Origin of the sequence: Puerhibacterium sp. TATVAM-FAB25 (assembly GCF_046535855.1) — a bacterium.
Classification (GTDB): Bacteria; Actinomycetota; Actinomycetes; order Actinomycetales; family Cellulomonadaceae; genus Puerhibacterium; species Puerhibacterium variabilis_A.
The window spans coordinates 16,274-38,977 of sequence record NZ_JAXUAK010000005.1 but is presented as its reverse complement, the minus strand read 5'-3'; the positions used below and the strand labels follow the sequence as shown (position 1 = coordinate 38,977).

Annotated in this window: 19 protein-coding genes; 6 read left to right on the top strand and 13 right to left on the bottom strand. The window is 77.0% G+C overall.

The genetic code is table 11. The features are described 5' to 3' along the window. Nucleotides 1–19: 19 nt before the first annotated feature. The 6 genes from crcB to U5M74_RS06680 form a co-directional block, all read right to left on the bottom strand. Entirely contained in the window at nt 20–409 is a 390-nt protein-coding gene (crcB, locus tag U5M74_RS06705) for a fluoride efflux transporter CrcB (protein WP_410907359.1), read from the bottom strand. Then, entirely contained in the window at nt 406–939 is a 534-nt protein-coding gene (locus U5M74_RS06700) for a fluoride efflux transporter FluC (protein ID WP_410907357.1), read from the bottom strand. Before U5M74_RS06700 ends, crcB begins: the two co-directional genes overlap by 4 nt. A 75-nt stretch (nt 940–1,014) precedes the next feature. Further along, a complete protein-coding gene (locus U5M74_RS06695; RefSeq protein WP_410907355.1) occupies nt 1,015–2,037 on the bottom strand; it encodes a sigma-70 family RNA polymerase sigma factor in 1,023 nt (340 codons plus the stop codon). Between the two features lie 52 nt (nt 2,038–2,089). Beyond that, entirely contained in the window at nt 2,090–4,393 is a 2,304-nt protein-coding gene (locus U5M74_RS06690) for a SpoIIE family protein phosphatase (RefSeq protein ID WP_410907353.1), read from the bottom strand. Between the two features lie 100 nt (nt 4,394–4,493). Next, on the bottom strand, nt 4,494–7,424 hold the full coding sequence (locus U5M74_RS06685) for a helix-turn-helix transcriptional regulator (RefSeq protein ID WP_410907351.1): 2,931 nt from the start codon (nt 7,422–7,424) through the stop codon (nt 4,494–4,496). Between the two features lie 104 nt (nt 7,425–7,528). Continuing rightward, nucleotides 7,529–7,864, bottom strand: coding sequence for a hypothetical protein (locus U5M74_RS06680; RefSeq protein WP_410907349.1), 336 nt, complete (start codon nt 7,862–7,864; stop codon nt 7,529–7,531). A 536-nt stretch (nt 7,865–8,400) separates the two neighbouring features. On the opposite strand from U5M74_RS06680, the gene U5M74_RS06675 reads away from it, so the two are divergent. Together U5M74_RS06675 and U5M74_RS06670 are read left to right on the top strand one after the other, a co-directional pair. After that, nucleotides 8,401–9,102 carry a hypothetical protein gene (locus tag U5M74_RS06675; RefSeq protein WP_410907347.1) on the top strand — a complete coding sequence of 234 codons (702 nt, stop codon included), beginning with the start codon at nt 8,401–8,403 and terminating at the stop codon, nt 9,100–9,102. A gap of 193 nt (nt 9,103–9,295) precedes the next feature. Further along, on the top strand, nt 9,296–11,419 hold the full coding sequence (locus U5M74_RS06670; RefSeq protein WP_410907345.1) for a penicillin-binding transpeptidase domain-containing protein: 2,124 nt from the start codon (nt 9,296–9,298) through the stop codon (nt 11,417–11,419). An 82-nt stretch (nt 11,420–11,501) separates the two neighbouring features. On the opposite strand, the gene U5M74_RS06665 is transcribed toward U5M74_RS06670, so the two are convergent. The 5 genes from U5M74_RS06665 to U5M74_RS06645 form a co-directional block, all read right to left on the bottom strand. Then, on the bottom strand, nt 11,502–11,792 hold the full coding sequence (locus U5M74_RS06665; RefSeq protein WP_410907343.1) for an SHOCT domain-containing protein: 291 nt from the start codon (nt 11,790–11,792) through the stop codon (nt 11,502–11,504). A 178-nt stretch (nt 11,793–11,970) separates the two neighbouring features. Next, the gene (locus U5M74_RS06660; RefSeq protein WP_410907341.1) at nt 11,971–12,636 is read right to left on the bottom strand and encodes a response regulator; all 666 of its coding nucleotides are present in this window, start codon (nt 12,634–12,636) and stop codon (nt 11,971–11,973) included. Then, complete coding sequence (locus tag U5M74_RS06655; protein WP_410907339.1) at nt 12,633–13,997, bottom strand: sensor histidine kinase; 1,365 nt, start codon at nt 13,995–13,997, stop codon at nt 12,633–12,635. Before U5M74_RS06655 ends, U5M74_RS06660 begins: the two co-directional genes overlap by 4 nt. A gap of 102 nt (nt 13,998–14,099) precedes the next feature. Further along, nucleotides 14,100–16,151: an NAD(+) synthase gene (locus tag U5M74_RS06650; protein WP_410907337.1), complete on the bottom strand. Its 2,052-nt coding sequence runs from the start codon at nt 16,149–16,151 to the stop codon at nt 14,100–14,102. A gap of 245 nt (nt 16,152–16,396) precedes the next feature. Further along, nucleotides 16,397–16,972, bottom strand: coding sequence for an NADPH-dependent F420 reductase (locus tag U5M74_RS06645; RefSeq protein WP_410907335.1), 576 nt, complete (start codon nt 16,970–16,972; stop codon nt 16,397–16,399). A 100-nt stretch (nt 16,973–17,072) separates the two neighbouring features. Here U5M74_RS06645 and U5M74_RS06640 point away from each other — a divergent pair, with 100 nt between their 5' ends. From U5M74_RS06640 to U5M74_RS06630, 3 genes are all read left to right on the top strand, one after another. After that, entirely contained in the window at nt 17,073–17,603 is a 531-nt protein-coding gene (locus tag U5M74_RS06640) for a MarR family winged helix-turn-helix transcriptional regulator (protein ID WP_410907333.1), read from the top strand. Nucleotides 17,604–17,613: 10 nt separating this feature from the next. Next, the gene (locus tag U5M74_RS06635; protein WP_410907331.1) at nt 17,614–18,303 is read left to right on the top strand and encodes a copper resistance protein CopC; all 690 of its coding nucleotides are present in this window, start codon (nt 17,614–17,616) and stop codon (nt 18,301–18,303) included. A gap of 220 nt (nt 18,304–18,523) precedes the next feature. Then, nucleotides 18,524–18,805 (top strand): HU family DNA-binding protein, encoded by a 282-nt coding sequence (locus U5M74_RS06630; RefSeq protein ID WP_069983148.1) that lies wholly within the window; start codon nt 18,524–18,526, stop codon nt 18,803–18,805. Nucleotides 18,806–18,902: 97 nt separating this feature from the next. Here U5M74_RS06630 and U5M74_RS06625 read toward each other — a convergent pair whose 3' ends face one another. Further along, nucleotides 18,903–19,289, bottom strand: coding sequence for a VOC family protein (locus tag U5M74_RS06625; RefSeq protein WP_410907329.1), 387 nt, complete (start codon nt 19,287–19,289; stop codon nt 18,903–18,905). A 210-nt stretch (nt 19,290–19,499) separates the two neighbouring features. Here U5M74_RS06625 and U5M74_RS06620 point away from each other — a divergent pair, with 210 nt between their 5' ends. Then, nucleotides 19,500–19,901, top strand: a complete 402-nt coding sequence (locus U5M74_RS06620; protein WP_410907327.1) for a four-helix bundle copper-binding protein — start codon at nt 19,500–19,502, stop codon at nt 19,899–19,901. Between the two features lie 10 nt (nt 19,902–19,911). Here U5M74_RS06620 and U5M74_RS06615 read toward each other — a convergent pair whose 3' ends face one another. Continuing rightward, complete coding sequence (locus tag U5M74_RS06615) at nt 19,912–22,644, bottom strand: flippase-like domain-containing protein (RefSeq protein WP_410907325.1); 2,733 nt, start codon at nt 22,642–22,644, stop codon at nt 19,912–19,914. Between the last annotated feature and the right edge of the window lie 60 nt (nt 22,645–22,704).

Genomic DNA, 22,704 nt, shown 5'->3' with positions numbered 1-22,704 from the left:
CCTGAGCATCCCACCGACCTCAGGCCAGGAGAAGGACGGTCCCCAGCCCGAGCGCCACGCCGGCGAGCGACAGCAGCAGGTGGGCCGCCGTCGTGGCGAGCGCCCGGCCGGGGTGCCCGCCCCGCAGCAGCGTCACCGCCTCGACCGTGGCCGTGGAGAAGGTGGTGAACCCGCCGCACAGCCCGGTCGCGAGCAGCAGCCGCCACGGCTCCAGGCCGTCGGCGCCCGCCGTGAGCACCGCGCCGGCCACGACGCCGATGACGAGGGATCCCACCGCGTTGACCGTGACGGTGCCCCAGGGGACGGCGGTGGCGCGCCGGGCCCGGATGGCGTCGGCGACGACGAACCGGGCCGCCGCGCCGACGCCGCCGCCGAGGGCGACGAGCAGGAACGCGAGCGGGCCGGTCACGGGGCACCTCCCGTGCCGGGAGCCGGTCCGGGCGCGGCGTCGGGCGCGTGCAGGCGCCCTGCCGTTCCCCGCGGCCCCCGCGCCCCGGCGGCGACGCCGGCGAACGCGGCCAGCGTGCCGAGCACGAGGCTGGCGGCGAGGTAGCCGACGGCGAGCGCGGCGGCGCCGTCGCGCAGCAGCTGCTCGACCTCCAGCGCGAACGACGAGTACGTGGTGAACCCGCCCAGCACGCCGGTGCCGAGGGCCAGCCGCAGGCGCTGCAGCCGCCGGGTCTCGGGCCCGCGCCGGGCGAGGGCCTCCAGCAGCAGCCCCAGGAGGAACGCGCCGACGACGTTGACCGCCAGGGTGCCGAGCGGCCAGCCGCCCGGCGTCGGCAGCACGAGCGTGGCGGCGTACCGCAGCACCGAGCCGGCGGCGCCGCCGAGCGCCACCCAGCCGACCAGCCGTCGGTCCCGGTGCGGCGCCCGCGCCGGCGGGGCGGGCCGCCCCACGGGTGCCCGCCGGGGGCGGGGGAGGGGCGCGGAGGTCACCGACCCATGGTGCAGCACGGACCGGCCGACGAGGGCCGGCGGGCCGGGGTCAGCGGGTCGGCTCGGCGAGCCGGGTCAGGCGTCGGCGGGCAGGTGCTCCGGCAGGCCGAACCGGGGGAACCACGTCCCGGTGTCGAGGAACGTGGTGATGCCGGCGACCCGGCCGGCGTCGTCACCCTCCAGCACCACCAGCCCCCACGCGTGGTACCCACCGCCGGGGGATGGTCGGTACTGCCCGAAGGCCGGCGACGCGTTCGCCCGCACGGGGACGCAGCGCGACCCGCGGCACTCCGCGCCCGGGCCGAGCATCCACGCGGCGACGTCCTCCTTGCCCTGCACCCACATCGTGTACGGCGGCATGTTCAGCACCGCGTCGTCGCGCAGCAGCGCGACGAGGGCGTCCATGTCGTAGCGCTCGAAGGCGTCGAGGTACCGCTCGAGCATCGCCTCCGCCCAGGCGGCGCCCGGCTTGTGCGCCGGTGCGGCCTCGGCGTCCTCGCGCGACGGCGCCTTCTGCTCGAGCGTCGCCCGCGCCCGCTGCAGCGCGCTGTTCACGGCCGGCACCGACATCTCCAGCAGCCCGGCCACCTCGGCGGCCGACCAGCGCAGCACCTCCCGCAGCACCAGCACCGCCCGCTGGCGGGGCGGCAGGTACTGCAGCGCCGCGACGAACGCCAGGCGGATCGACTCGCGCCCCACCGCCACCTGCGCGGGGTCGCCCTCGCGCGGCAGCACGGCGTCGTCGGCCACGGGCTCCACCCAGCGCTCCTCGGGCAGGGTCTCGCCGAAGCTCTCCTCGACCGGGGCGGCCGGCCCGCCCAGGCCCATGGGGCGCTCGCGGCGCGAGGCGGCCGAGCCGAGGTGGTCGAAGCAGACGTTGGTGGCGATGCGGTACAGCCACGAGCGCAGCGACGACCGGCCCTCGAACCGGTCGTAGGCGCGCCACGCCCGCAGCAGCGTCTCCTGGACGGCGTCGTCGGCCTCGAAGGCGCCGCCCAGCATGCGGTAGCAGTAGCCTCGCAGCTCGGTTCGGTAGGACTCCAGCGCGGCGGCGACGTCGTCGTCGGCGACCCGCGGCGCAGCGGTGGCCTGAGTCATGGCTCACACGCTACGCGGAGGGTCCGACGAACGGCAGGGGTCGTGCGCCCGGTCAACCGTCCGCCCGGCGCCGGACCACGGCCGTCCTGGCCGAGGCACCGAACCCTCGGTCCCCGGCGCCCACCGGCGCCGTCGCGGTGTCCACCTCGAACCACACGGTCTTGCCGCCGCCGGGCACGCGGTGGCCGTCCGCGCCGAATTCACCCGCGCCGTGCCCGCCCGCGGCACCGGCGCCGTCGTGCACCTCGACGCCCCAGCGGGCCGAGAGCCGCTCCAGGAACTGCACGCCGCGACCGGACAGCTCCGTGGGCTCCGGGTGGCGCACCACGGGCAGCGCGGTCGACCCGTCGTGCACGGCCACGCGCAGGGCCCCGCCGCGGACCTCGACCGTCACGGTGACCGGCGGGCCGGCGTGCTTGAGCGCGTTCGTCACCAGCTCGCTCGTGAGCAGCATCGCCGTGCGCCGCTCGCGGGCGCCGACGCCCGACGTCTCGAGCACGTCGTCGACCCACCGCCGCGCCGGGCCCAGGTCCTCCAGGTGCGGCGTCACCTGCCGCACCGCCTGCACCGGGCCCACCGAGGCCTGCACCGCCGCCGGCGCGGTGACGCGCGCGCGGACGGCGAGCACCGCGACGTCGTCCCGCTGCGGGCCGCTCACGAGCCGGCGCACGAGCGTCGGCGGCAGCGTCGAGGTGGGGGCGCCGCGCGTGGCGGCCAGCGCCCGGGCGAGCTCGGCGATCCGGTCGGCGAGCAGCAGCCCGCGCCGCTCGACCAGCCCGTCGGTGTACAGCAGCAGCGTCTCGCCGGGGCCCAGCACCGCCGTGTGGTCGTGCCGCGGCGTCGCGGGCGCGACGCCGAGCAGCAGGTCCGGGCGCGGGTCGAGCCGCTCCACGCTGCCGTCGCGGCGCAGCACCAGCGGCGGCGGGTGGCCGGCGTTCGACCACGTGACCAGGTACGACCCGGGCTCGAAGGGGTGCTCGCCGTGCAGCGGCAGGCGCTCCAGGCGCACGACGACGGCGCTCGCGCCCGCGCGCGGGCCGAGCCGGTGGTTGGCACGGTCGAGCAGGGTCAGCAGCGCCGAGGGCAGCTCGTCGTGGCTCCACGCCAGCGCCCGCAGCATCGAGCGCAGCTGGCCCATCTGCGCGGCCGCCGCCATGTCGTGGCCCGTGACGTCGCCGATCATCAGCACGGTGGTGTCCTCGTCGATCGCCACCGCGTCGTACCAGTCGCCGCCCACCTGGTCGGTGCGGGTGGCGGGCACGTACGTCGAGGCGATGTCGAGGTGCGGGACGGTCGGCGGCGCGGTGAGCAGCGCCTCCTGCAGCGTGGTGGCCACGTGCCGGCGCTCCTCGAGCAGCGCCACGCGGTCGAGCGCGTGCGCCACGTACTGAGCCAGCGTGGCCTCCAGCGCCGCGGCGTCGGGGTCGTGCTCGCGGTCGTCGCTCCACCCGGTGACGATGACGCCGACCACGAGCCCTCGCGCGACCACCGGCAGGAACGACCACGCGCCGCCGGCGGGCACGTGCGGCGCCACCGACGGGAACGCCGCGAGGAGCTCCGCGTTGCTGCGGAAGTACAGCGGCTGGGCGGTGCGCACCACCTGGGCCAGCGGCCGCGGGTCGTCGATCCGGGCCCGCGCCATGGAGGGCGGCAGGTGGCGGTCCTGCGCGTCGGGCGAGACGTAGGCGATCCGCCGCCGGTCGCGGTCCACGAGCGCCAGGGAGGACCAGCGCGCGCCGGCGCCCGCGCGCAGGATCTCCAGGATCCGCTCCTCGACCTGCGCCACGGTGGTGGCGTCCGCGAACGTCTCGGACAGGCTGAGCAGCAGCTGCGAGCGCCGCTGCGCCCGCCGCGCGGCGCGCTCGGCGGCCTGGGCCCGCTCGCGCTCGGTGCGCAGGCGGATCTCGCCGCTGCAGGTGGCGGCGAGGTCGGCCAGGGTGGCGAGGTCCGTCTCGGTCCAGGACCGCGGGCGGTCGTCGACGGCGAACAGCGCGCCGACGGCGCCCGGGCCGGCGGCGTGCACGGGGAAGGCGGCGAGGGCGGCCACCGGGCGGCCGACCAGCGCGGCCACGGACGGCGCGTGGACCTCGCCGGCGGCGTCGGACAGCACGAGCGGACCGGAGTCGATCACCCGACGGGTGAGGGGCTGCGTCACCGCCAGGCGGCGTGCGGCCTGCACGGGCTCGGCGAGGCCGAGCGCCCCGGGCAGCGCGACGCCGTCGGGCACGAGGAAGGCGACGAACGCCGCGGGGACGCCGAGCTGGCGGTGCACGAGGCGCGCCACGCGGTCGAACGCCTCGTCCGCGGCGGTCAGCCCGGGGCGGGGCTGGCGGGCAGCCTGCACGTCCGGAGCCATGGGGCCAGTAAAGGCCACGACGCCCCCGCAGCTCCAGGAGCACTCCCGGCGGCGTCGCAGCCTCGACCGCCGGGTCGCCCCCGGGGCGCCCGCCGAGGCGTCAGGCCTTCAGCAGCCCGCGGCGGTGCGCGACGGCGACGGCCTCGGCCCGCCCGGACACCCCGAGCTTGGCCAGCAGGTTCGACACGTGGACGCTCACCGTCTTGGTGGAGATGTACAGGCGCTCGCCGATCTGCCGGTTGCTCAGGCCCTGGGCCACCAGCGCGAGCACCTCCTCCTCGCGGTCGGTGAGGGGCGACGGCCCCTCGCGCCGCACGCCGGGCAGCGCCACGCGCGCCCGCCGCGCCCACGCGCGGACCGCGGCGGCCAGCGGCGCGGCGCCCATGGCGTCGGCCTCGGCGAGCGCCTCGGCGGCCTCCACCTCGGCCGCGCCGGCGTCGCCGGCCGCGTGCAGCGCCTGCGCCCAGCGGAACCGGGTGCGCGCCACCTCGTACCGGTAGCCGTAGTCGAACTCCCGCAGGGTCGCCTCCCAGACGGCGGGGTCGGCGGGCGCGGCACCGGCGGCGGCGCGCAGCCGGGAGTGCTCCGCCTCGGCCCGCAGCAGCCAGGCGCGCCCCTCGGGGCCCATCCGCCCGCCGCGCGGGCGGCCGCGCTCGGCGGTCGTGTGCGCCACGCGCAGCAGCTCGTCGCCCTGGGCCAGCAGCGCCCGGCGGGCGTCGTCGTCTGCAGTCTCGGCAGTCTCGGCCGCCTCGGCGAGCGCGGCGATCGCCAGCGCGCAGATCCAGATGCGGCCGAGGAAGAACTCCCACCACACGCGCCCCAGGTGGCCGGTGAGCTCCACCGCGGCGGCGACGGCGTCGTCGTACCGGCCGGCCCACGTCAGCGCGTCGACGTGCGTGCCGCCGGCGTACAGCGCGAGCGACCCGTCGGTCTCCCAGTGGTCGTGCAGCGCCCTGGCCCGCGCGACGACGTCGTCGTCGCCGCGGGCCACCGCGGCGTACATGCCGGCGGCCAGGACGGCCGGCAGCGCCGGCGCGGGGACGTCGTCGGGCGCGGGCCGCGCCGCGAGGTCGCCGCGCACGAACCGCACGATCTCCGCGAGCTGGTGCAGCGACACCCCGTACGGGCTCCACGCCAGCCCGGTCGCGCGGGCGCGGTCCAGCGCCTCGTGCAGCAGCCGCTCGGCGGTGGGCAGGTCGCCCGCGTAGTAGTAGGTGGTCATGAGGTTGAACGCCGAGCGCAGCTCGGTGAGCAGGTCCCCGGCGTCGGCGGCGCGCCGCGCGGCCTGGCGCAGGGCGTCGGCGGCGGCGTCGTGGTCGTCGACCTCGAGCACGGCGAGCGTGGTCAGCGCGTCGGCCTCCGCCTCCGGGGCGTCGGCGGCGCGCGCCGTCGCCACCGCGCGGGTGGCGATCTCCCGGGCGTTCTCGTCCTCGTCGAGCTCGAGCAAGGTGCGGGCGCGCAGCGCGAGGGCGCGCGCCAGCGCGGGGGACGGGCCGGCGTCGGCGAGCTGCTCGACGGCGCGCGTGGCCTCCTCGTGGGCGGCGACGGTGATGTCCAGGTCGAGCAGGCAGCGCGCGAGCGCGTTGCGCGCGTCCGCCTGGCGCGCCGGGTCGCCGTCGAGCGCGTCGACCGCGCGCCGCGCGAGCTGCTCGGCCCGCGTGCGGTGCCCGGCGCGGCTGGCGGCGTCGCTGGCGGCGAGCGTCACGGCGACGCGGTCGGTGCCCACGCGGTCCGCCGCGTCGGGCACGGAGTCCCACAGGTCGAGCACCTGCTCCAGGTGGCGCATCTGCTCGTCGGGCGCGAGCAGCCGCGCCGCCCGGTGCGCGGCCTCGTACGACGCCGCCAGGGCCGCGGGCAGGTCGTGGCCGCGCAGCGCGTGGTGCGCGCGCTGGGCGGGGCTGCCGAGCCCCGGGGCCTCGTCGAGCGCGGCGAGGTAGGCGCGGTGCAGCGCGGCCTGCTCCCCGGGCAGCAGGTCTAGGTAGAGCGCCTCGGCGAGCAGCGCGTGGCGGAACGCGAGGTTCTCGCCCTCGACCACGACCACCTGCCGCGCGACCGCCTCGCGCAGCGCCGCGTCGAGCACCGTGGGGTCGGCCAGCGCGCGCGTGCGCCCGGCCGCGGCCCGCAGCGCGTCCTCGCGCACCTGCCGGCCCGCCACGGCGGCCACGCGGGCCACCTCCTGCACCGCGGGGTCGAGGCGCTGCAGCCGTGCGTGCAGCACGTCGGCGAGCGACCAGGGCAGCCCGGCGGACGGCACCCCGGCGCTGACCAGCTCCTCGGCGAAGAACGCGTTGCCCTCGCTGCGGCGCAGCACCTGGTCGAACTCGTCGTCGGGCAGCGGCGCCTCGGCCAGCGCGGTGGTGAACGCGCGCAGCTCGTCGGCCGTGAACGGGGCGAGCTCGACGTGCTCGACGGCGGACAGCCGGTGCAGCTCCGCCAGGAGCGGCCGCAGAGGGTGGCGCCGGTCCAGGTCGTCGCTGCGGTAGGTGCCGACCACCAGCAGGTGCTCGCCGCGCAGCCGGGTGACGAGGAACCGCAGCACGTCGCGGGTCGACGGCTCGGCCCAGTGCAGGTCCTCGAGCACCAGCACCAGCGGCGCGCCGGGCGCGCCGGCGGCGGCCAGGCAGCAGGCGATGCCGTCGAAGAGCTGCAGGCGCTCGGCCTGGTCGGCGCCCGAGCCGCCGGCCGGCGCGGGCGCCGTCGCGGGGTCCAGCAGGCGGGCGAGCGCGGGCCGCTCGCGCACGGCCGCGTCGACCGCCCCGCCCGGCGTGCGCAGCAGGCCCAGCGCCTCCGCGAAGGGCAGGTACGGGATGCCCACCTCGCCGAGGTCCACGCAGTGCGCCACGACGACGCGCGCCCCGGCGGCCTCGGCGGTGCGGGCCAGGTCCGTCACGAGGCGGGTCTTGCCCACGCCGGCGTCGCCGCCGACGAGCAGCATCCCCGGGCGGCCCGCGGCGGCGCGCTCGAGCGCGCGACGGAACGTCGCGACCTGGGCCTCCCGGCCGACGAGAGGGACGGATGCGGATCGGCGCACGTGCCGATCGTCCCACCCGCCGCCGACGCTCGTCGCCGACTTTGCGGGAGCGCCGTCGCGGGGCCGCGGCACAGGGCCGGTCGTGCGGCCGGTCGCGCGGTCGGTCACCGGGTCGCGCTGCGGGCGGTGGTGCGGGCCGCCCGCTCCGGGCGCATCCCGTCGAGCCCTCGCTCGATCTCCGCGGCGCGGCGCGCCACGTACTCGTCCCACGACCCGTCGTGCTGGGCGGCGACGCCGTCGAGCGTGTCGCCGACGCGGTCGCCGCCCTGGGCCACCCAGGCCGTGCCGCGCACCCACAGGTCCCACCACTGGCGGGCCGCGGCGCGCACCCAGCCGCTGCTCCGGTCGAGGCTCGCCTGCCCGGCGTACGCCCGCCGCGCGCGCTCGGTCCGGTAGGCCACCTCGGCCTCGGTGCTCGGGTCCCACGTGCTGCTGGTCATGACCGCTCCCTCGTCCGTCGTGCTGCTGTGTCGTGCTCACCACGCTCGCGGTAAGGCGGCAGGTCAGGGCATCGGGCGATCGGGCCGTCCTGCCGCGTCGGGGCACCTCAGACGGCATGCCCGGGCACCTCAGAGGGGCGGCGCCGCGGCCTCAGCGCCGGGGCCCGGGCACCTCAGGCGGCCGTGCCCCGGCACAGGGCCCCATGCCGTGCGCTCCGCCCGCCGCCACCCGAACAGACGCCGCCGGACGAGAGGCCCGCGGGCGGCGCACGGCGCCCGGGCCCGCGCTCCCGCCCGCCCGGCAGCGCCGCCGCAGGTCCGGAGGGGTGCGCCGGCCGCCCGTCGGCGGGCCGCGCCGTGGCCCGCCGAGGACGCCGCGGCGAGCCACCCGGCGTCGGCCGGCCACAGTTCACCCGCGGTGGGTGGGAGTCGGCGGTCCTGGGCGCCGCTTATCCGTTGCGGCGTGCGTCACACCGCGCGCACACTGGAGTGGCTGCCGACGATGTGCAGAGCCGAACCCGAACCGGGGGTGGACCGTGGCTGGAGACGACACGCTCGACGTCCTGCCGATGCTGGGACGCGGCAAGCACCGGAATCCGAAGAAGGGCGCCTGCTTCATGGAGCTGGCGTCCTATCTCGCAGGCGAACGCTGGAGCGACCACCCGCAGTGCACGCACCCGCTGCTGGCCATGCTCGCGCGTGCCGTCAACGACCTGACCAGCGACGAGAAGCGGCCGCGTCTGGCGCCGCTGATCCCGTCGGTGATCGGGCTGGCGAGCGACGACCCGCGCTGGGACGTGCGCATCGCCCTGCGCGCCGCGCAGACCGCCCTGCCCGTGGCCCCGGCCGACCGTCAGCAGACGCTCGCCGTGGCCATCTACGGGTCGGAGCGCATGCTCGACGTGCTGGAGGGCCGCCCCCCGGGCACCCTCGCGCCGGAGTCCGTCGCGGCGCTCGCGACCGTGCCCCGCACGGCCGAGTGGGCGCAGAAGTTCTGCGAGGGCACGCACGTCAAGCCCAAGCGGTTCGTGCGGGACGCCGCCCCGTCCGTGGTGTCCACGGCGGTGCAGGGCATCGCCGAGGCCTTCGTGCCCGACTGCGACGACCGCCTGCGCGAGCTGCTCGAGGCCACGATCGCGGACGCCCGCGTCTGGGCCGGGCGGGTCGACGAGGACGCCCCGCCGCTGGACCGGGGTCGCTGGGAGCCGGTGGTCAAGGCGGTGCCGGTCCGCGTCTGAGGCTGCCGCCCAGGCTCCTCGGTCACCGCGTGCTGCGCCTGACGTCGGCGCCGGTGCCGCGCCGCCCTCCGGGGCGGCACCGCCGCGCCCGCTCCCTAGCGGTCGTGGTGGTGGGTGAAAGGACCGTGCGCGCGACGGAGAGGTCCGCGCGGCCTGCCCGACGGCGTCGGTGGCCTCCGATAGCCTCCCGGCCGTGCCCACCGTGACCCGTGCCACTCGATCCCGCCGCGGCCTCACGCTGCTGGCCGTCCCGGCGCTCGCGCTGCCGCTCGCCGCCTGCACGCCCGACGTGCCACCGGCGCAGGGCGCCGCCGACGAGCTGGTCGCGGCCCTGCGGGCCGGCGACCTCGGCGGCGTCGAGCTGACCACGGAGACGTCCTCGGACCCGCAGACGCAGCTCACCGAGGTGCTCGCGCCGCTGCTGGAGGCGTCGGGCGCCGAGGAGGCGGGCGTCGAGCTCGAGAAGGTGTCGGTGGACGACGACGGCGACGACGCCGGCGAGCGGGCCACCGCGACGCTCGCGTGGACGTGGGACCTGGGCGGCGACGCCGAGTGGACCTACCTCACCAGCGCCGAGCTGACCTACGACGAGGGCGCCGACGGGTCGGACGAGCCCGGCGCGTGGTCGGTGGCGTGGACGCCGGCGATCCTCGCGCCGGAGCTCGAGGGCGGCGAGCGGCTCGCGGTGAGCCGGGTCCAGGCCGACCGGGCCGACATCCTCGACGGCGCCGGGCAGCCGATCGTCACCGCGCGCGACGTCTGGCGCCTCGGCATCGACAAGACGCGCGTCGGCGCGGACGCGTGGGAGTCCTCGGCCGTGGCGCTCGCCGAGCTGGTCACCGGGGGCGGCACGGCCATGGACCCGGCCGCGTACGCCCAGAAGGTCGCCGCGGCGGGGGACAAGGCGTTCGTCGAGGCGATCACGGTGCGCCGGGAGGCCCCGGTGGTCGACGTCGCGGCCGCCACCGGCATCCCCGGCGTCGTGGCCGTCGAGGATACCATGGAGCTGGCGCCGACCTCCACGTTCGCCCGGCCGGTGCTCGGGCGCGCCGGGGAAGCGACCGCCGAGATCGTCGAGGAGTCCGAGGGCCGCGTCGTGGCCGGGGACGTCACCGGACTGTCCGGCCTGCAGCGGCAGTACGACGAGCAGCTCGCCGGCACGCCCGGCGTCGTCGTCACCGCCGAGACGCAGGACGGCGAGCCGCGCGAGCTCTACCGGCAGGAGGCCGAGCCCGGGACGCCGCTGCAGACGACGCTCGACGTCGGGCTGCAGGAACGGGCCGAGCGGGTGCTGGCCGACCAGGAGCCGGCGAGCGCGATCGTCGCCGTGCGGCCGTCGACGGGCGAGGTGCTCGCCGCGGCGTCGGGCCCGGGCAGCGAGGGGTACAACACCGCCATGCTGGGCAAGTACGCGCCCGGCTCCACGTTCAAGGTGGTGGACGCGCTGGCGTTCGCCCGGGCGGGCATCGCCCCCGACACCACCGTCAGCTGCCCCGAGACCATCACCGTGGGCGGGCGCCGGTTCGGCAACGTGCCCGAGTACCCGGCGTCGGCCACGGGCGACGTGCCGTTCCGCACGGCGTTCGCCCACTCGTGCAACACGGCGATGATCGGCCAGCACGACACCGTCTCCCAGCAGCAGCTGCACGACGCGGCCGCCGACCTGGGCCTGGGCGTGGAGTCCGCGCTCGGCGCACCGGCGTTCTTCGGCAACGTGCCCACCGACGCCGACGCCACCCAGCACGCGGCCAGCCTCATCGGCCAGGACCGCATCGAGGTCTCCCCGCTGACCATGGCCACCGTCGCCGCGAGCGTGGCCGCCGGCCACCGCGTCGCGCCGGTGCTCGTGCAGCCCGTCGCGGCCGAGGACGAGGACGGCGCGGAGGCGGCCGCCGACGGCGGCGCGTCCGCCGCGGCGTCGCCGGCCGCGGCGTCGTCCGAGGCCTCCGCCTCGACGGACGCCTCGACGGACGCCTCGACGGACGCGTCGGCGGGCGCGTCGGACGACCCGGACGCGGCGGCCTCGGCCCCCGCCAGCCCCGCGCCCGAGTCGAGGCTCACCGAGGACGAGGCGGCCACGCTGCGCGACCTCATGCACGCCGTCGTCACGGACGGCAGCGCGGGCGCGCTGCAGGACGTGCCCGGCATCGTCGGCGCCAAGACCGGCACGGCCCAGTACGGGGCCGACGGCGCCCAGCAGCACACCTGGATGATCGCGATCGCGGGCGACCTGGCCGTCGCGGTGTTCGTGGAGACCGGCGAGCGCGGCTCGACGACGTCCGGCCCGCTGATGCACGAGTTCCTCACCGCGTCCTGACCGCCGGCGCGACCACGTCAGGGTCGGTCCCGGCATCCCCACGATGCCGGCACCGACCCTGACGCTCTCCGCGCCACGGTCCTCAGCGGCCCGGCGGCTCGGGGCGCAGGACGGCGAGCCGCGTGCGGTACTCGGCCTCGTCGATCTCGCCGCGGGCGAACCGCTCGCCCAGGACGGCGACCGGGTCGGGCCCGGAGCCGCGGTACGGGCCGCCCGGACCCCAGCCGCGGCGGGCGCGCCGCGCGATCAGGAAGACGACCGTGGCGAACAGCAGGAACCACAGGATCGGGAAGACGATCCACCAGCCGGGGCCGCCGCCCTGGGCGGCGTACCAGCCGGGGTGCGCCACGAGCGTGGCTGCGTCGGTGAGCATGACGACCTCCTCGGTGCGGCCGACCGTCGGCCGCACCACCCACCCTCGTCGGCGGCGGGCGGTGCGTCGTCGGCCTGGCGTGCCGACCTTCGTGGTCCCGGGGTGCCGTCCCCCGTGACCGCCCCCGTGCCGCCCCGGTGCCGCCCCGTGCCGTCCGGCGCGGCCGTCGCCGTGACGGTCAGCCGGCCCAGCCCGGCCGCACCAGCCCCGCCTCGTACGCGACCACCACGAGCTGGGCGCGGTCGCGGGCACCGAGCTTGGTGAGCACCCGGGACACGTGCGTCTTGACCGTGGACTCCGAGAGGTGGAGGGCCCGCGCGATCTCGTCGTTCGACAACCCGTGCGCCACCTCGACGAGCACCTCGCGCTCGCGGGGCGTGAGGTCGGCCAGGGCGGCGGGCGCGACGACGTCGCGCGTCGCGAGGGCGACGCGGGCCAGCAGCCGGCGGGTCACGGTGGGGGAGAGCAGCGCGTCCCCGCGCGCCGCGACCCGCACGGCGCGCACCAGGTCGGCGGGCTCCGTGTCCTTGACCAGGAACCCGGACGCGCCCGCCCGGATCGCCTCGGCCACGTACTCGTCGAGCTCGAACGTGGTCACCACGACGATGTGCACGCCGGCGGCCCGGGGGTCGGCGACGATGCGGCGGGTCGCCGCCAGGCCGTCCGTGCCGGGCATGCGCACGTCCATGAGGACGACGTCCGGCAGGTGCTGCAGCGCCAGGGCCACCGCGTCGTCCCCGGTGGCGGCCTCGCCGACCACGCGCACGTCGTCCTCCGCGTCGAGCAGGGCGCGGAACCCGCCGCGCACCAGCGCCTGGTCGTCGGCGAGCAGCACGTCGATCACGGGGCCTCCCCGGCGTCGGGCGTCTCGGGCCGGGGGCCTCCGGGCGCGGCCGTCCCGGGCCACGGCAGCTCCGCGCGCGTGCGCCAGCCGGCCGCCGTCGGGCCGGCGTCGAGCGTGCCGCCCGCGCCCTCGACCCGCTCGCGCATGCCGAGCAGGCCGTAGCCCGCGGGGCCCGGCGCCGGCGCCGCGCCGCCGTCGTCGTCGTCCACGGTGACGACGACGCGCCCGCCCGCGACGCGGACGGCGACCTCGACGCGCGTGGCCGCCGGGGCGTGCCGGCGCACGTTGGTCAGCGACTCCTGCACGACCCGGTAGACGACGCCCGCGAGGTGCTCGGGCAGCGCGCGGGCGGCGGGGTCGACCTCGAGGCGCGGCACGAGGGACGCGGTGCCGGCGAGCTCGACGAGGCGCGGCAGGGCCGCGAGCGTCCACGTCGGCGCGAGCGGCGCGGCGACAGCGGCTGCGTCCGGGCCCCCGGCGCCGTCGCCCGGCTCCTCGCCGCCCGCGCGCACCACGCCGAGCACCAGCCGGACCTCGTCGAGCGCCTGCCGGCTGGTGTCGCGGATGTTCGCCAGCGCGGTGCGCGCCTGGCCGGGGTCGCGGTCGAGCAGGTGCAGGCCCACCCCGGCCTGCACGGTGATGGCCGACAGGGAGTGCGCGAGCACGTCGTGCATCTCGCGGGCGATGCGCAGGCGCTCGGCGGCGACGGCGGTGCGCTGGCGCTCGGCGAGGCTGCGGGCCGCGGTGGCGCGCGCCTCGGCGGCGCGGGTGAGGCGGTCGCGCAGGGCGCCGGCCGCGAGCAGCGCGACGGCGGCCCAGGCCGTCCCGCCGGCGAGGGCGCCCGGCTCGGGGGAGTCGCCGCGCAGCGCCGCGGCGCTCCACACCGCCCCGGCGAGCAGGGCGGCCCCGGCCCACGCCGTCCGGCGCGCGGCGGGGGCCGGGCCGGTGAGCACGACCGCCGCGAGCAGCATCGTGGCGCCTGCGACCACCGGGCCCCACGGGTAGCCCACCAGGAGGTAGGTGCCGGTCGCCGCGGCCGCCAGCGCCGCCGCGGTGCGCTGCAGGCGGGGCAGCAGCACCACCATCGCGACGGGCGCGACGAGCACCAGCAGGAACGCCCAGCCGTCGAGCGGGCGGGCCGTGACGATGCCGGACATCCCGTCGACGTCGAGGCCGGGACGTCCGGCGTCCGGGCGCCAGCGGCCGAAGCGTCCCGGCCCGTACGCGGCGCCGACCGTGCCGCCCAGACCGACCAGCGCGACGGCGGTCGCCAGGAAGATGCGCGGACGCCGCCGGTCCAGCGGGCCGGGCGCCGCGACCGGCGCGGCGGGGCCCGCGGCGGGCTCGGGCGTCGGCAGCACGCTCCGACGGTACGCGCGGCCCGGGCCCGGCGCGTCCGCCTGTGGTGCCACCCGCCGTCGTCCCGCGGTGCCGCCCGCCCGCGTCACGGAACGGCCAGGCCGTCAGGCCTCCGGGACGTTCGCCTCCAGCTCGGCCAGCCACGCCGCCGACGACGCGTCGGACGGCATCCGCCAGTCGCCGCGCGGCGACAGCGTGCCGCCGCCGGCCACCTTGGGGCCGTTGGGGATGGCCGACCGCTTGAACTGGTTGGCGAAGAACCGGCGGAAGAACAGCTGCATCCACCGCCGGATCGTGGCCAGGTCGTACTCGGCGTGCTCCCCGCGGAACCCGGGCGGCCACTCGCCGGCCTTCGCGTCGTACCAGGCGTGCCAGGCGAGGAACGCGATCTTGCTCGGCGCGTACCCGTGGCGCAGCACGTAGAACAGCGTGAAGTCCTGCAGCGCGTACGGGCCGATCCTCGACTCGGTGGACTGCAGCCTGCCGTCGTCGTCGGCGGGCACCAGCTCGGGGGAGATCTCCTGGCCGAGGATCTCGTCGAGCACCGTGTTGGTCTCGTCCTCGAACTGCCCGGACTCGATGACCCAGCGGATGAGGTGCTGGATGAGGGTCTTGGGCACGCCGGTGTTGACCGCGTAGTGCGACATCTGGTCGCCGACGCCGTAGGTGGCCCAGCCGAGCGCCAGCTCGGACAGGTCGCCGGTGCCCAGCACGATGCCGCCGTGGTGGTTGGCGAGCCGGAACAGGTAGTCGGTGCGCAGGCCGGCCTGGACGTTCTCGAAGGTGACGTCGTAGACCTTCTCGCCCCGCCCGAACGGGTGGCCCATGTCCGCCAGCATCTGCGTCGCGGCCGGCCGGATGTCCAGCTCGGAGAACGTCACGCCGAGCGAGCGGCCCAGGCGCCAGGCGCGGTCCTTGGTCTCGGTGCCGGTCGCGAAGCCCGGCATCGTGTAGGCCAGGATGTCGGTGCGCGGGCGGCCGAGCCGGTCCATCGCCTTGGCGGCGACGATCAGCGCGTGCGTCGAGTCGAGGCCGCCGCTGACGCCGATGACGATCTTCGGGCTGCCGATCGACGTCATGCGCTGCTCGAGCGCGGTGACCTGGATGTTGTAGGCCTCGTAGCAGTCGAGGGCCAGGCGCTCGGCGTCGTCGGGCACGAACGGGAAGCGGTCCACCCGGCGGCGCAGCCCGACGTCGCCGGCCGGCGGCCGCAGCGCGAACTCGACGGTGCGGAAGGTGCCGGTGCGGTCGGCGAGGGTGCGGCGGTTGTCGTCGAACGTGCCCTGGTGCAGCCGCTCCTGGCGCAGGTGGTCGAGGTCGACGTCGGCGATCGCGCGGCGCGGCCCGTCGGGGAACCGGTCGGTCTCGGCGAGCAGCTCGCCGCGCTCGTAGATCATCGTCTGCCCGTCCCAGGACAGGTCCGTGGAGCTCTCGCCCTGCCCGGCGGCGGCGTACACGTAGGCGGCCAGGCACCGGGCGCTCTGCGAGCGCACCAGCAGCCGGCGGTCCTCGGCGCGGCCCACCGTGATGGGCGACCCGGACAGGTTGGCCAGCACCGTCGCGCCGGCCAGGGCCGCCTCGGCCGACGGCGGCACGGGCACCCACATGTCCTCGCACACCTCGACGTGCAGGCGCAGGCCGGCGACGTCGGACGCGGCGAAGATCAGGTCGGGCCCGAACGGCACCGGTGAGCCGAGCAGCTCGATGGTCTGGCCGCGGCGGTCGTCGCCGGGTGCGAACCAGCGCCGCTCGTAGAACTCGCGGTAGGTGGGCACGTAGGACTTGGGCGCGACGCCCAGGATCCGGCCGCCGTGCACGACGACGGCGCAGTTGAGCACGCGGGCGCCGACCTCGAGCGGGGCGCCGACGACGAGCACGGGCAGCAGGTCGGCGCTGGCCTCGACGATCTCGGCCAGCGCCGCCAGCACGCCGTCGAGCAGCACGTCCTGCAGGAACAGGTCGTCGCTGGAGTAGCCGGACAGCCCGAGCTCGGGGAAGACGGCGACGGCGACGCCCTCGTCGTGGCAGGCGCGGGCCTGCTCGAGGGTGGCGGCGGCGTTGGCGGCCGGGTCGGCGGCACGCACCGGCACGGTGACGGCCGCGACCCGGGCGTAGCCCTGGGCGTAGGCGGAGTAGAAGTCCTTGCTGACCGGCATGCCCCGAGTCTGCCGCAGGCGGCTGCGACGTGCCGCGACGTGCCGCGACGTCGCGAGGCGTCCCGCGCGCCGGTCGCGGACCTGCGCCCGCCACCGGGCGCCCCGGACGGACGGACGCCGACGGCTGGAGAACCGGGACGGAACCCGCCGAGTTCCGTCCCGGTTCTCCAGCCGTCGGCGCGAGAGCGGGCGGCGCGAGAGCGGGCGGCGCGAGAGCGGGCTGCGCGAGAGCGGGGCGGTGGGCGTCAGGCCTGAAGGGCGAACCCGCCCGTCCAGCCGATCCGCTCGCGGACGGCGAGGACCATCTGCAGGAACCCGACCGCCTCGAGCTCGCGGGCGCGCTGGAGGCCGCCCGCGTCGGCGACGGCAAGGCCGCCGCCCTTGACGAGGTCGGCGACCTGCGCCTTGGCGGCGTCGTCGTCGCCGGCCAGCAGCACCGTGGTGGTCTGCCCGCCCACGGTCCCGGAGGCCAGGGTGGCGGCGAAGCTCGTGTTGAACGCCTTGACCACGCGCGCCTGCGGCAGCGCCGCCTGCAGCTGCGCGGCGGCCGAGCTGTCGGCGGGCACGGTGAGCCCGTCGAACGTGGCGAGGTCGACCGGGTTGGTGACGTCGACCACGACCTTGCCGGCGAGCTGGTCGCCGCGCTGGGCGGCGATCTCGGCCAGGGCGCCGAACGGCACGGCGAGCACGACGACATCGCCGATGACGGGCTTGTCGGCGTCGGCGTGGGCGACGACCTGGACGGCGGCGCCGGCCTGGCGGGCGATCTCGGCGATGGCCGTGCCCATGTTCCCGGTACCGATGATGCTGACGGTGGCCATGACGTCCTCCTGGGAATCGTAAAAAGTTGTTCCTACAACCAACACGAGCGACCGTAGCGGTCATCAGTTGTCGCGTCAACCAATGTGCGAGAATAGGCGCATGGACGACGTGCGCTGGCTGAACGACGACGAGCTCGACGCCTGGAGCCGGCTCCTGGCGGTCGTCGAGCTGCTGCCCGGCGTGCTGGACAGCCAGCTGCGCCGCGACTCGCGCCTGACCAACTACGAGTACTACGTGCTCGCGCGCCTGTCCGAGGCGCCCGGGAAGGTGCTGCGCATGAGCGAGCTCGCGGCGCACACCAACGCGACGCTGCCCCGCCTGTCGCACGTGGTGCGCCGGATGGAGGAGCGCGGCCTGGTGGAGCGCCGCCCGTGCCCCGAGGACGCGCGCGCCACCAACGCCCACCTCACCGAGCACGGCTGGGCCACCATCCAGGAGGCCGCTCCGGCGCACGTGGAGAACGTGCGGGAGAACGTCTTCGACGCGCTCACCCCGGAGCAGGTCGGCCAGCTCAAGGCCATCGCCGACGCGCTGCTCACCCGGCTCGACCCCGGCGGCCTCATCGCCGTGCGCACCGCCGAGATGTCGACCGGCCGTCCGTCGAGCGCGACCGACCGCGCCACGTCCTAGGGTCGGTCGCATGCCCGCCCCCGCACCCGGCGCCACCGCGCGCAGCCGGCGCCGCGCGTCCGCCGCCCTGCTGCTCGCCCTGCTCACGCTGCTCGGCGCGCTCGCCGGCGGGACCCTGGTCGCCGCGCCGGCCGGCGCGCACGACCGGCTCGTGTCCTCCGACCCGGCCGACGGCGCCGTCCTCGACGCGCCCCCGGCGGCCCTCACGCTGCAGTTCAGCGCCGAGGTGCTGCCCACCGGCGCGCAGGTGGTGCTCACCGACGCGTCCGGGGCCGACGCCGGCGCGAGCGCGCCGCAGGTGGCCGGCACCGCCGTGACGGCCGCGCTCCCGGCGGACCTGGCCGCCGGCGCGTACACCGTCGCCTGGCGCGTGGTGTCCTCCGACGGCCACCCGATCGAGGGCACGTTCGGCTTCACGCTCGAGGGCGGCGCGACGCCGTCGCCCACCGCCACGGAGGCCTCCGCCCCGCCGCCGGCCACCGCCACGGACGCGCCCGCCCCGGCGACCGCGACGCGGTCGGCCGCGGCGGCGTCGTCCACCGCCCACGCCGGCCACGAGGACGGCGCCACCGGGCCCTGGGTGGTGGGAGGCCTGCTCGTCCTCCTGGCCGCCGCCGGGACAGCGGCGGTGACCGCCGCGCGGCGTCGGGCCGAGGTGACGCGGACCGCGCGGCGCGACGACGGGCCGGCCGGGGGCTGAGGGCGCGGAGGGGTGCGCACGGGGTGCGCACTGCTCGTCCGGGCACGAGACCTCCGCACGACCGGCACGACACCACGGCGGACACAGGGGCGAGAAGTCGCGGAAATCCGCGCCGATTCCCTAGTGTGTCCCTCGACTTCCCGCCCTCGGGCCGCGGAAGGCGCTGAACGTGACGCTCCACGGCACCCGCCGTGCGGCGTGAACTGGAGAAGGGATCCGCATGTCGCTCAACAAGTCCGAGCTCGTCTCGGCGATCGCTGCCAAGTCCGGCCTCACCAAGGCGGACGCCGAGAACGCCCTCAACGCGTTCCAGGAGGTGCTGATCGAGTCCCTCGGCAAGGGCGAGGCCGTCAAGGTCACCGGCCTGCTCGCGGTCGAGCGCGTCGAGCGCGCCGCCCGCACGGGCCGCAACCCGCGCACGGGCGAGGAGATCCAGATCCCCGCCGGCTACGGCGTCAAGGTCTCGGCCGGCTCGCTGCTGAAGAAGGCCGTCAGCCAGTGACCTCACGCTGACCCCGGTCAGCGAGAGCGAGAGGCCCGTCCCGCGTCACGCGGGGCGGGCCTCTCGACGTCCCCCGGCGCCCGGCCGACGACGGCGGTCAGCGCAGCTGCTGCACCAGCTCCAGCGGGTTGCCGGCCGGGTCCGCGACCCACGCCACCCGCAGGCGCCCGTCCTGGAACACGTGCGGCTCGCGCAGCACGGTGGCGCCGGCCTCGAGCGCGGCGGCGTACGCGGCGTCCAGGTCCTCGCACCACAGCACGATCTCCATGGCGGCGCCGTCCTGGGAGACGTCGAGCCCGTGCTCCTCGAGGGCCGCCTGCGGGGACGCGATCCCGAGCACCAGCCCCGGGCCCTTCACCTCGACGTGCCGCGGCGCGCCCTCCGGGCCGTGCCGGTAGGTCTCGACGAAGCCAAGCTTCGCGTAGAAGTGGACGACCCGTTCGACGTCGTCCGCATACAGGTTGACCTGCGAACCCAGGAACATTCCCCCACGTTAGACGGGGTGCGGGGCGGTCACGACTTCTGCGGCCGGCACCGCGCGTGCGGGTGCGCCGCGGCGTCGTTAGCGTCGTGAGCACGACGGGCGCGAGCCCCGCGCCGCACCGCGCCGAGCCGCGACCCGAGCCCGGACCGAGCCCGGACCGAGCCCTCATCGAGCCCCCCATCGAGCCCCCCATCGAGCCCAGGAGCAGCCATGCACACCAGCGCGATGATCGACGCCCACCCCACCGGGACCGACCTCGACAAGGACCTGCTCGCCCGGGCCGTCGAGGCCCTCGTGGCGTGCTCGCAGGCGTGCACCGCGTGCGCCGACGCCTGCCTCGGCGAGGAGATGGTCGCCGACCTGCGCAAGTGCATCCGGACCGACCTCGACTGCGCCGACGTCTGCGACACCACCGCCCGGGTGCTGTCGCGCCACACCGCCTACGACGCCCTCGTCACGCGCGCGGTGCTGACCGCGTGCGTCCAGGTGTGCGGCTCGTGCGGCGACGAGTGCGCCTCGCACGCCGAGATGCACGAGCACTGCAGGGTCTGCGCCGAGGCGTGCCGGGCGTGCGAGGAGGCGTGCTCGGCGCTGCTGGAGAGCATCGCCTGAGCGCGCCGCCCTACAGGTCGCCCTTCTTCTCCAGGTACCGCATCGCCGCCCAGCCGATGGGCACGCGGCCCCAGTAGGAGACGACGCGGTAGAGCATCGTCACCGACAGCGCGATCGCGGCGGGCACGCCGGCGGCGGTGAGGCCGGCGGTGAGCGCGCCCTCGACGCCGCCGATGCCGCCCGGCGTCGGGATCAGCGCGCCGAGCGTGTTGCCCACCAGGTAGATCACGGCCACGTCCACGATGCCGAGCGAGCGCCCGAACGCCTCGAGCGCGGCGTCGAACGCCAGCACGTAGCCCAGCGTCATGATGACGTTGCCGCCCAGACCCAGGCCGAGCCGCAGCGGCTGGCCGAGCACCTGGGACAGGCGCGGCCACACCTGCTCGACGGTGGGGCGGGTCTTCTCCCACGCCCAGCGCCGGATCGCGGGCACGAGCAGCAGCGCCACGATCACGACGGCGACCATCGCGATGGCGATGAGCACCGTGGTCGACGGCAGGGACACGAGGCTGCCCGAGCCGGTGGTGAGCGACAGCACCACGAGCAGCAGCACCGTGACCACGAACTGCGACACCTGGACCAGACCCACCGTGGCCACCGCCATCGGCGTGCTGATCTGGCGCCGGGTGAGCATGCGCAGGTTGAGCGCCGCCGGGCCGATGCCGGCGGGGGCCGCCAGCGAGACGAACGAGCCCGCCATCTGCACCAGCGTGGCCCGCCAGACGGGGATGCGGCCGGGGGAGAACGCCACCAGGGTCAGCGCGGAGCCGAACCACGTGGCCGCGGCGAGCACGAACGCCGCGGCGACCCACCACGGGTTGGCCTCGGCGATCGCGGCGCGGATCTCCTGGAAGTTGATCGTGGTGACGATGACGGCGACGGCGACGACGGTCAGCGTGGCCATGACCACGGTGCGCGCGCCGAACCGGGTGAGCCGCACGGGCTGCACGTCCGCCTCCGGCAGCCGCTCCACCAGCGCCGTGCGCAGGTCGTCCACCAGGCCCTTGACGCGCCGCACCTCGACGCGGGTGTCCGGCGGCAGCGCGATGGTCTGCAGCAGGGGGCCGATGGCGGCGATGTCCTCGGCGGGCAGCGCGGCGACGGCGGAGGCGACCGCGCGCTCGGCGCCCACGCGCAGCGCCAGCAGCGCCAGCATCTGGGTGAGGTCGAGGCGCCGCGACAGCACCGACGAGGCGATCTCGCCCAGCTCCCAGCCGGTGAGCCACACGTGCGGCCGGCCCGCGTCGTCGTGGTGCACCAGCACGGTGTCGGGCGTGAGCATGTGGTGGGTGATGCCCACGGCGTGCGCCCGGCGCAGCTGCTCCCACGCGGCGGCCAGGAGCGCGTCGCCGCGTTCGCCCTCGAAGTCGGCGTCGGGCGCGTCGCGCAGCGACCCCGCGCCGCGCGGGTGCTCCAGCACGAGCGCGACGGAGTCGGCGGCCATGCCGACGCCGAGCAGCCGCGGGGTGCGCACGCCCGCGCCCGCGGCGGCGTGGCTGAGCAGGGCGGTGTGCTCCGCGACCGCCTTGAGCGACATCGCGGCGCGGCTCTCGAACCCGCGCATGCGCACCACGCGCCACACGCGGGCCAGCGCGCCGAACACCTGCCGGTCGCCGTCGAGCACGACGACGTCGTGGCGGGTGCCGTCCTCGCCGAGCATCGCGTACACGCGGTTGTCGCCGGTGCGGGTCAGGGCGACGGCGGCCGGGTCGGACGAGCGGGCGACGGCCTCGCCGTCGCGCGGGCCGTCGTGCGGCACCTCCTGCCCGACGTCGCGCACCCGCACCAGCGCCACCGGGCGGAACCCGGCGCGCTGCACGGCCTGCACCAGCTCGGGGCCGTAGGCGCGCTCGCTGCGCACTCCGGACACGTACTGCACCGCCTGGCCGGCCAGCCGGCCGAGCAGGAGCGTCACGAGAAGGCCGGGCAGCGAGACCTGCCCGGTGATGAGCACGACGAGCACCGCGACCGTGACGATGTTCCACGACCAGCGCACGGTGCGGCGCCGCGTGCGCGGGCCGGCGACCGTGAGCAGCGCCGCCACGGCGCTGATGTAGGCCGGGATGGTCACCTGCCACACGCCCGAGGACCACACCGACATGCTGCGGACCAGCTCGGGGCTGCCGACCCGCGTGACGAGGAACCAGGTCAGCAGGCCGAGCGCCAGGCCCAGGGCCGCCGCGGCGATCGACTCGACCACCTGGCGCACCAGCCGCCGGGCGAGCAGCTCGAGGAGCACCGCCGCCGGGACGATGATCGTCACGAGCCCCTCGAGCACGTTGACCGGGAAGAACAGCAGCGACGCGAGCAGGCCCGCGAAGCCCTGCACGTCCTCGGTGACGCCCTCCGTGGTGCCGTGCGCGACGACGGACATCACGAGGACGAGGGCGACGCCGACCGCCGACGCGATGACGCCGAGCACGTCGCTGGGGTGGCGCACCCGCCGCTCGGGCGAGTCCACCACGCGGACCAGGTCGGCGTCCGTGCCGGGGCGCGCGCCGTCGCCGAAGAGCACGGCCTGGAGCGACGACGTCGGGGGGTGCGACGCGGCCCGGCCGCCGCGCTCGCCCGCGTGGGGGGCGGCGTCGGCGGCGTCGGGAGCGGCGTCGGGGGTGGGCGGGGTCGCGGAGAGGACCGGGGCGCGCCGCAGCGCGCCGTCGGGGTCGACGAACGACCCGACCTCGACGACCGGCGGCCGCTGCGCCCGGGCAGGCGACGAACCCGCCGCGCTGTCGTCGGACATGTCGTCGAGTCTAGGTCGGCGGGCTGCGAGGACGCCGGGACGGCGCGCGTCGTGCCGGTC

What these genes read in the sequence shown, in the direction of transcription:
- U5M74_RS06640 (WP_410907333.1), top strand. Translation starts at nt 17,073, where the DNA reads ATGGACGACGTGCGCTGGCTGAACGACGACGAGCTCGACGCCTGGAGC.
- U5M74_RS06620 (WP_410907327.1), top strand. Translation starts at nt 19,500, where the DNA reads ATGCACACCAGCGCGATGATCGACGCCCACCCCACCGGGACCGACCTC.
- U5M74_RS06690 (WP_410907353.1), bottom strand. Translation starts at nt 4,393, where the DNA reads ATGGCTCCGGACGTGCAGGCTGCCCGCCAGCCCCGCCCCGGGCTGACC.
- U5M74_RS06665 (WP_410907343.1), bottom strand. Translation starts at nt 11,792, where the DNA reads ATGCTCACCGACGCAGCCACGCTCGTGGCGCACCCCGGCTGGTACGCC.
- U5M74_RS06650 (WP_410907337.1), bottom strand. Translation starts at nt 16,151, where the DNA reads ATGCCGGTCAGCAAGGACTTCTACTCCGCCTACGCCCAGGGCTACGCC.
- U5M74_RS06625 (WP_410907329.1), bottom strand. Translation starts at nt 19,289, where the DNA reads ATGTTCCTGGGTTCGCAGGTCAACCTGTATGCGGACGACGTCGAACGG.
- U5M74_RS06635 (WP_410907331.1), top strand. Translation starts at nt 17,614, where the DNA reads ATGCCCGCCCCCGCACCCGGCGCCACCGCGCGCAGCCGGCGCCGCGCG.
- U5M74_RS06645 (WP_410907335.1), bottom strand. Translation starts at nt 16,972, where the DNA reads ATGGCCACCGTCAGCATCATCGGTACCGGGAACATGGGCACGGCCATC.
- U5M74_RS06695 (WP_410907355.1), bottom strand. Translation starts at nt 2,037, where the DNA reads ATGACTCAGGCCACCGCTGCGCCGCGGGTCGCCGACGACGACGTCGCC.
- U5M74_RS06630 (WP_069983148.1), top strand. Translation starts at nt 18,524, where the DNA reads ATGTCGCTCAACAAGTCCGAGCTCGTCTCGGCGATCGCTGCCAAGTCC.
- U5M74_RS06615 (WP_410907325.1), bottom strand. Translation starts at nt 22,644, where the DNA reads ATGTCCGACGACAGCGCGGCGGGTTCGTCGCCTGCCCGGGCGCAGCGG.
- U5M74_RS06680 (WP_410907349.1), bottom strand. Translation starts at nt 7,864, where the DNA reads ATGACCAGCAGCACGTGGGACCCGAGCACCGAGGCCGAGGTGGCCTAC.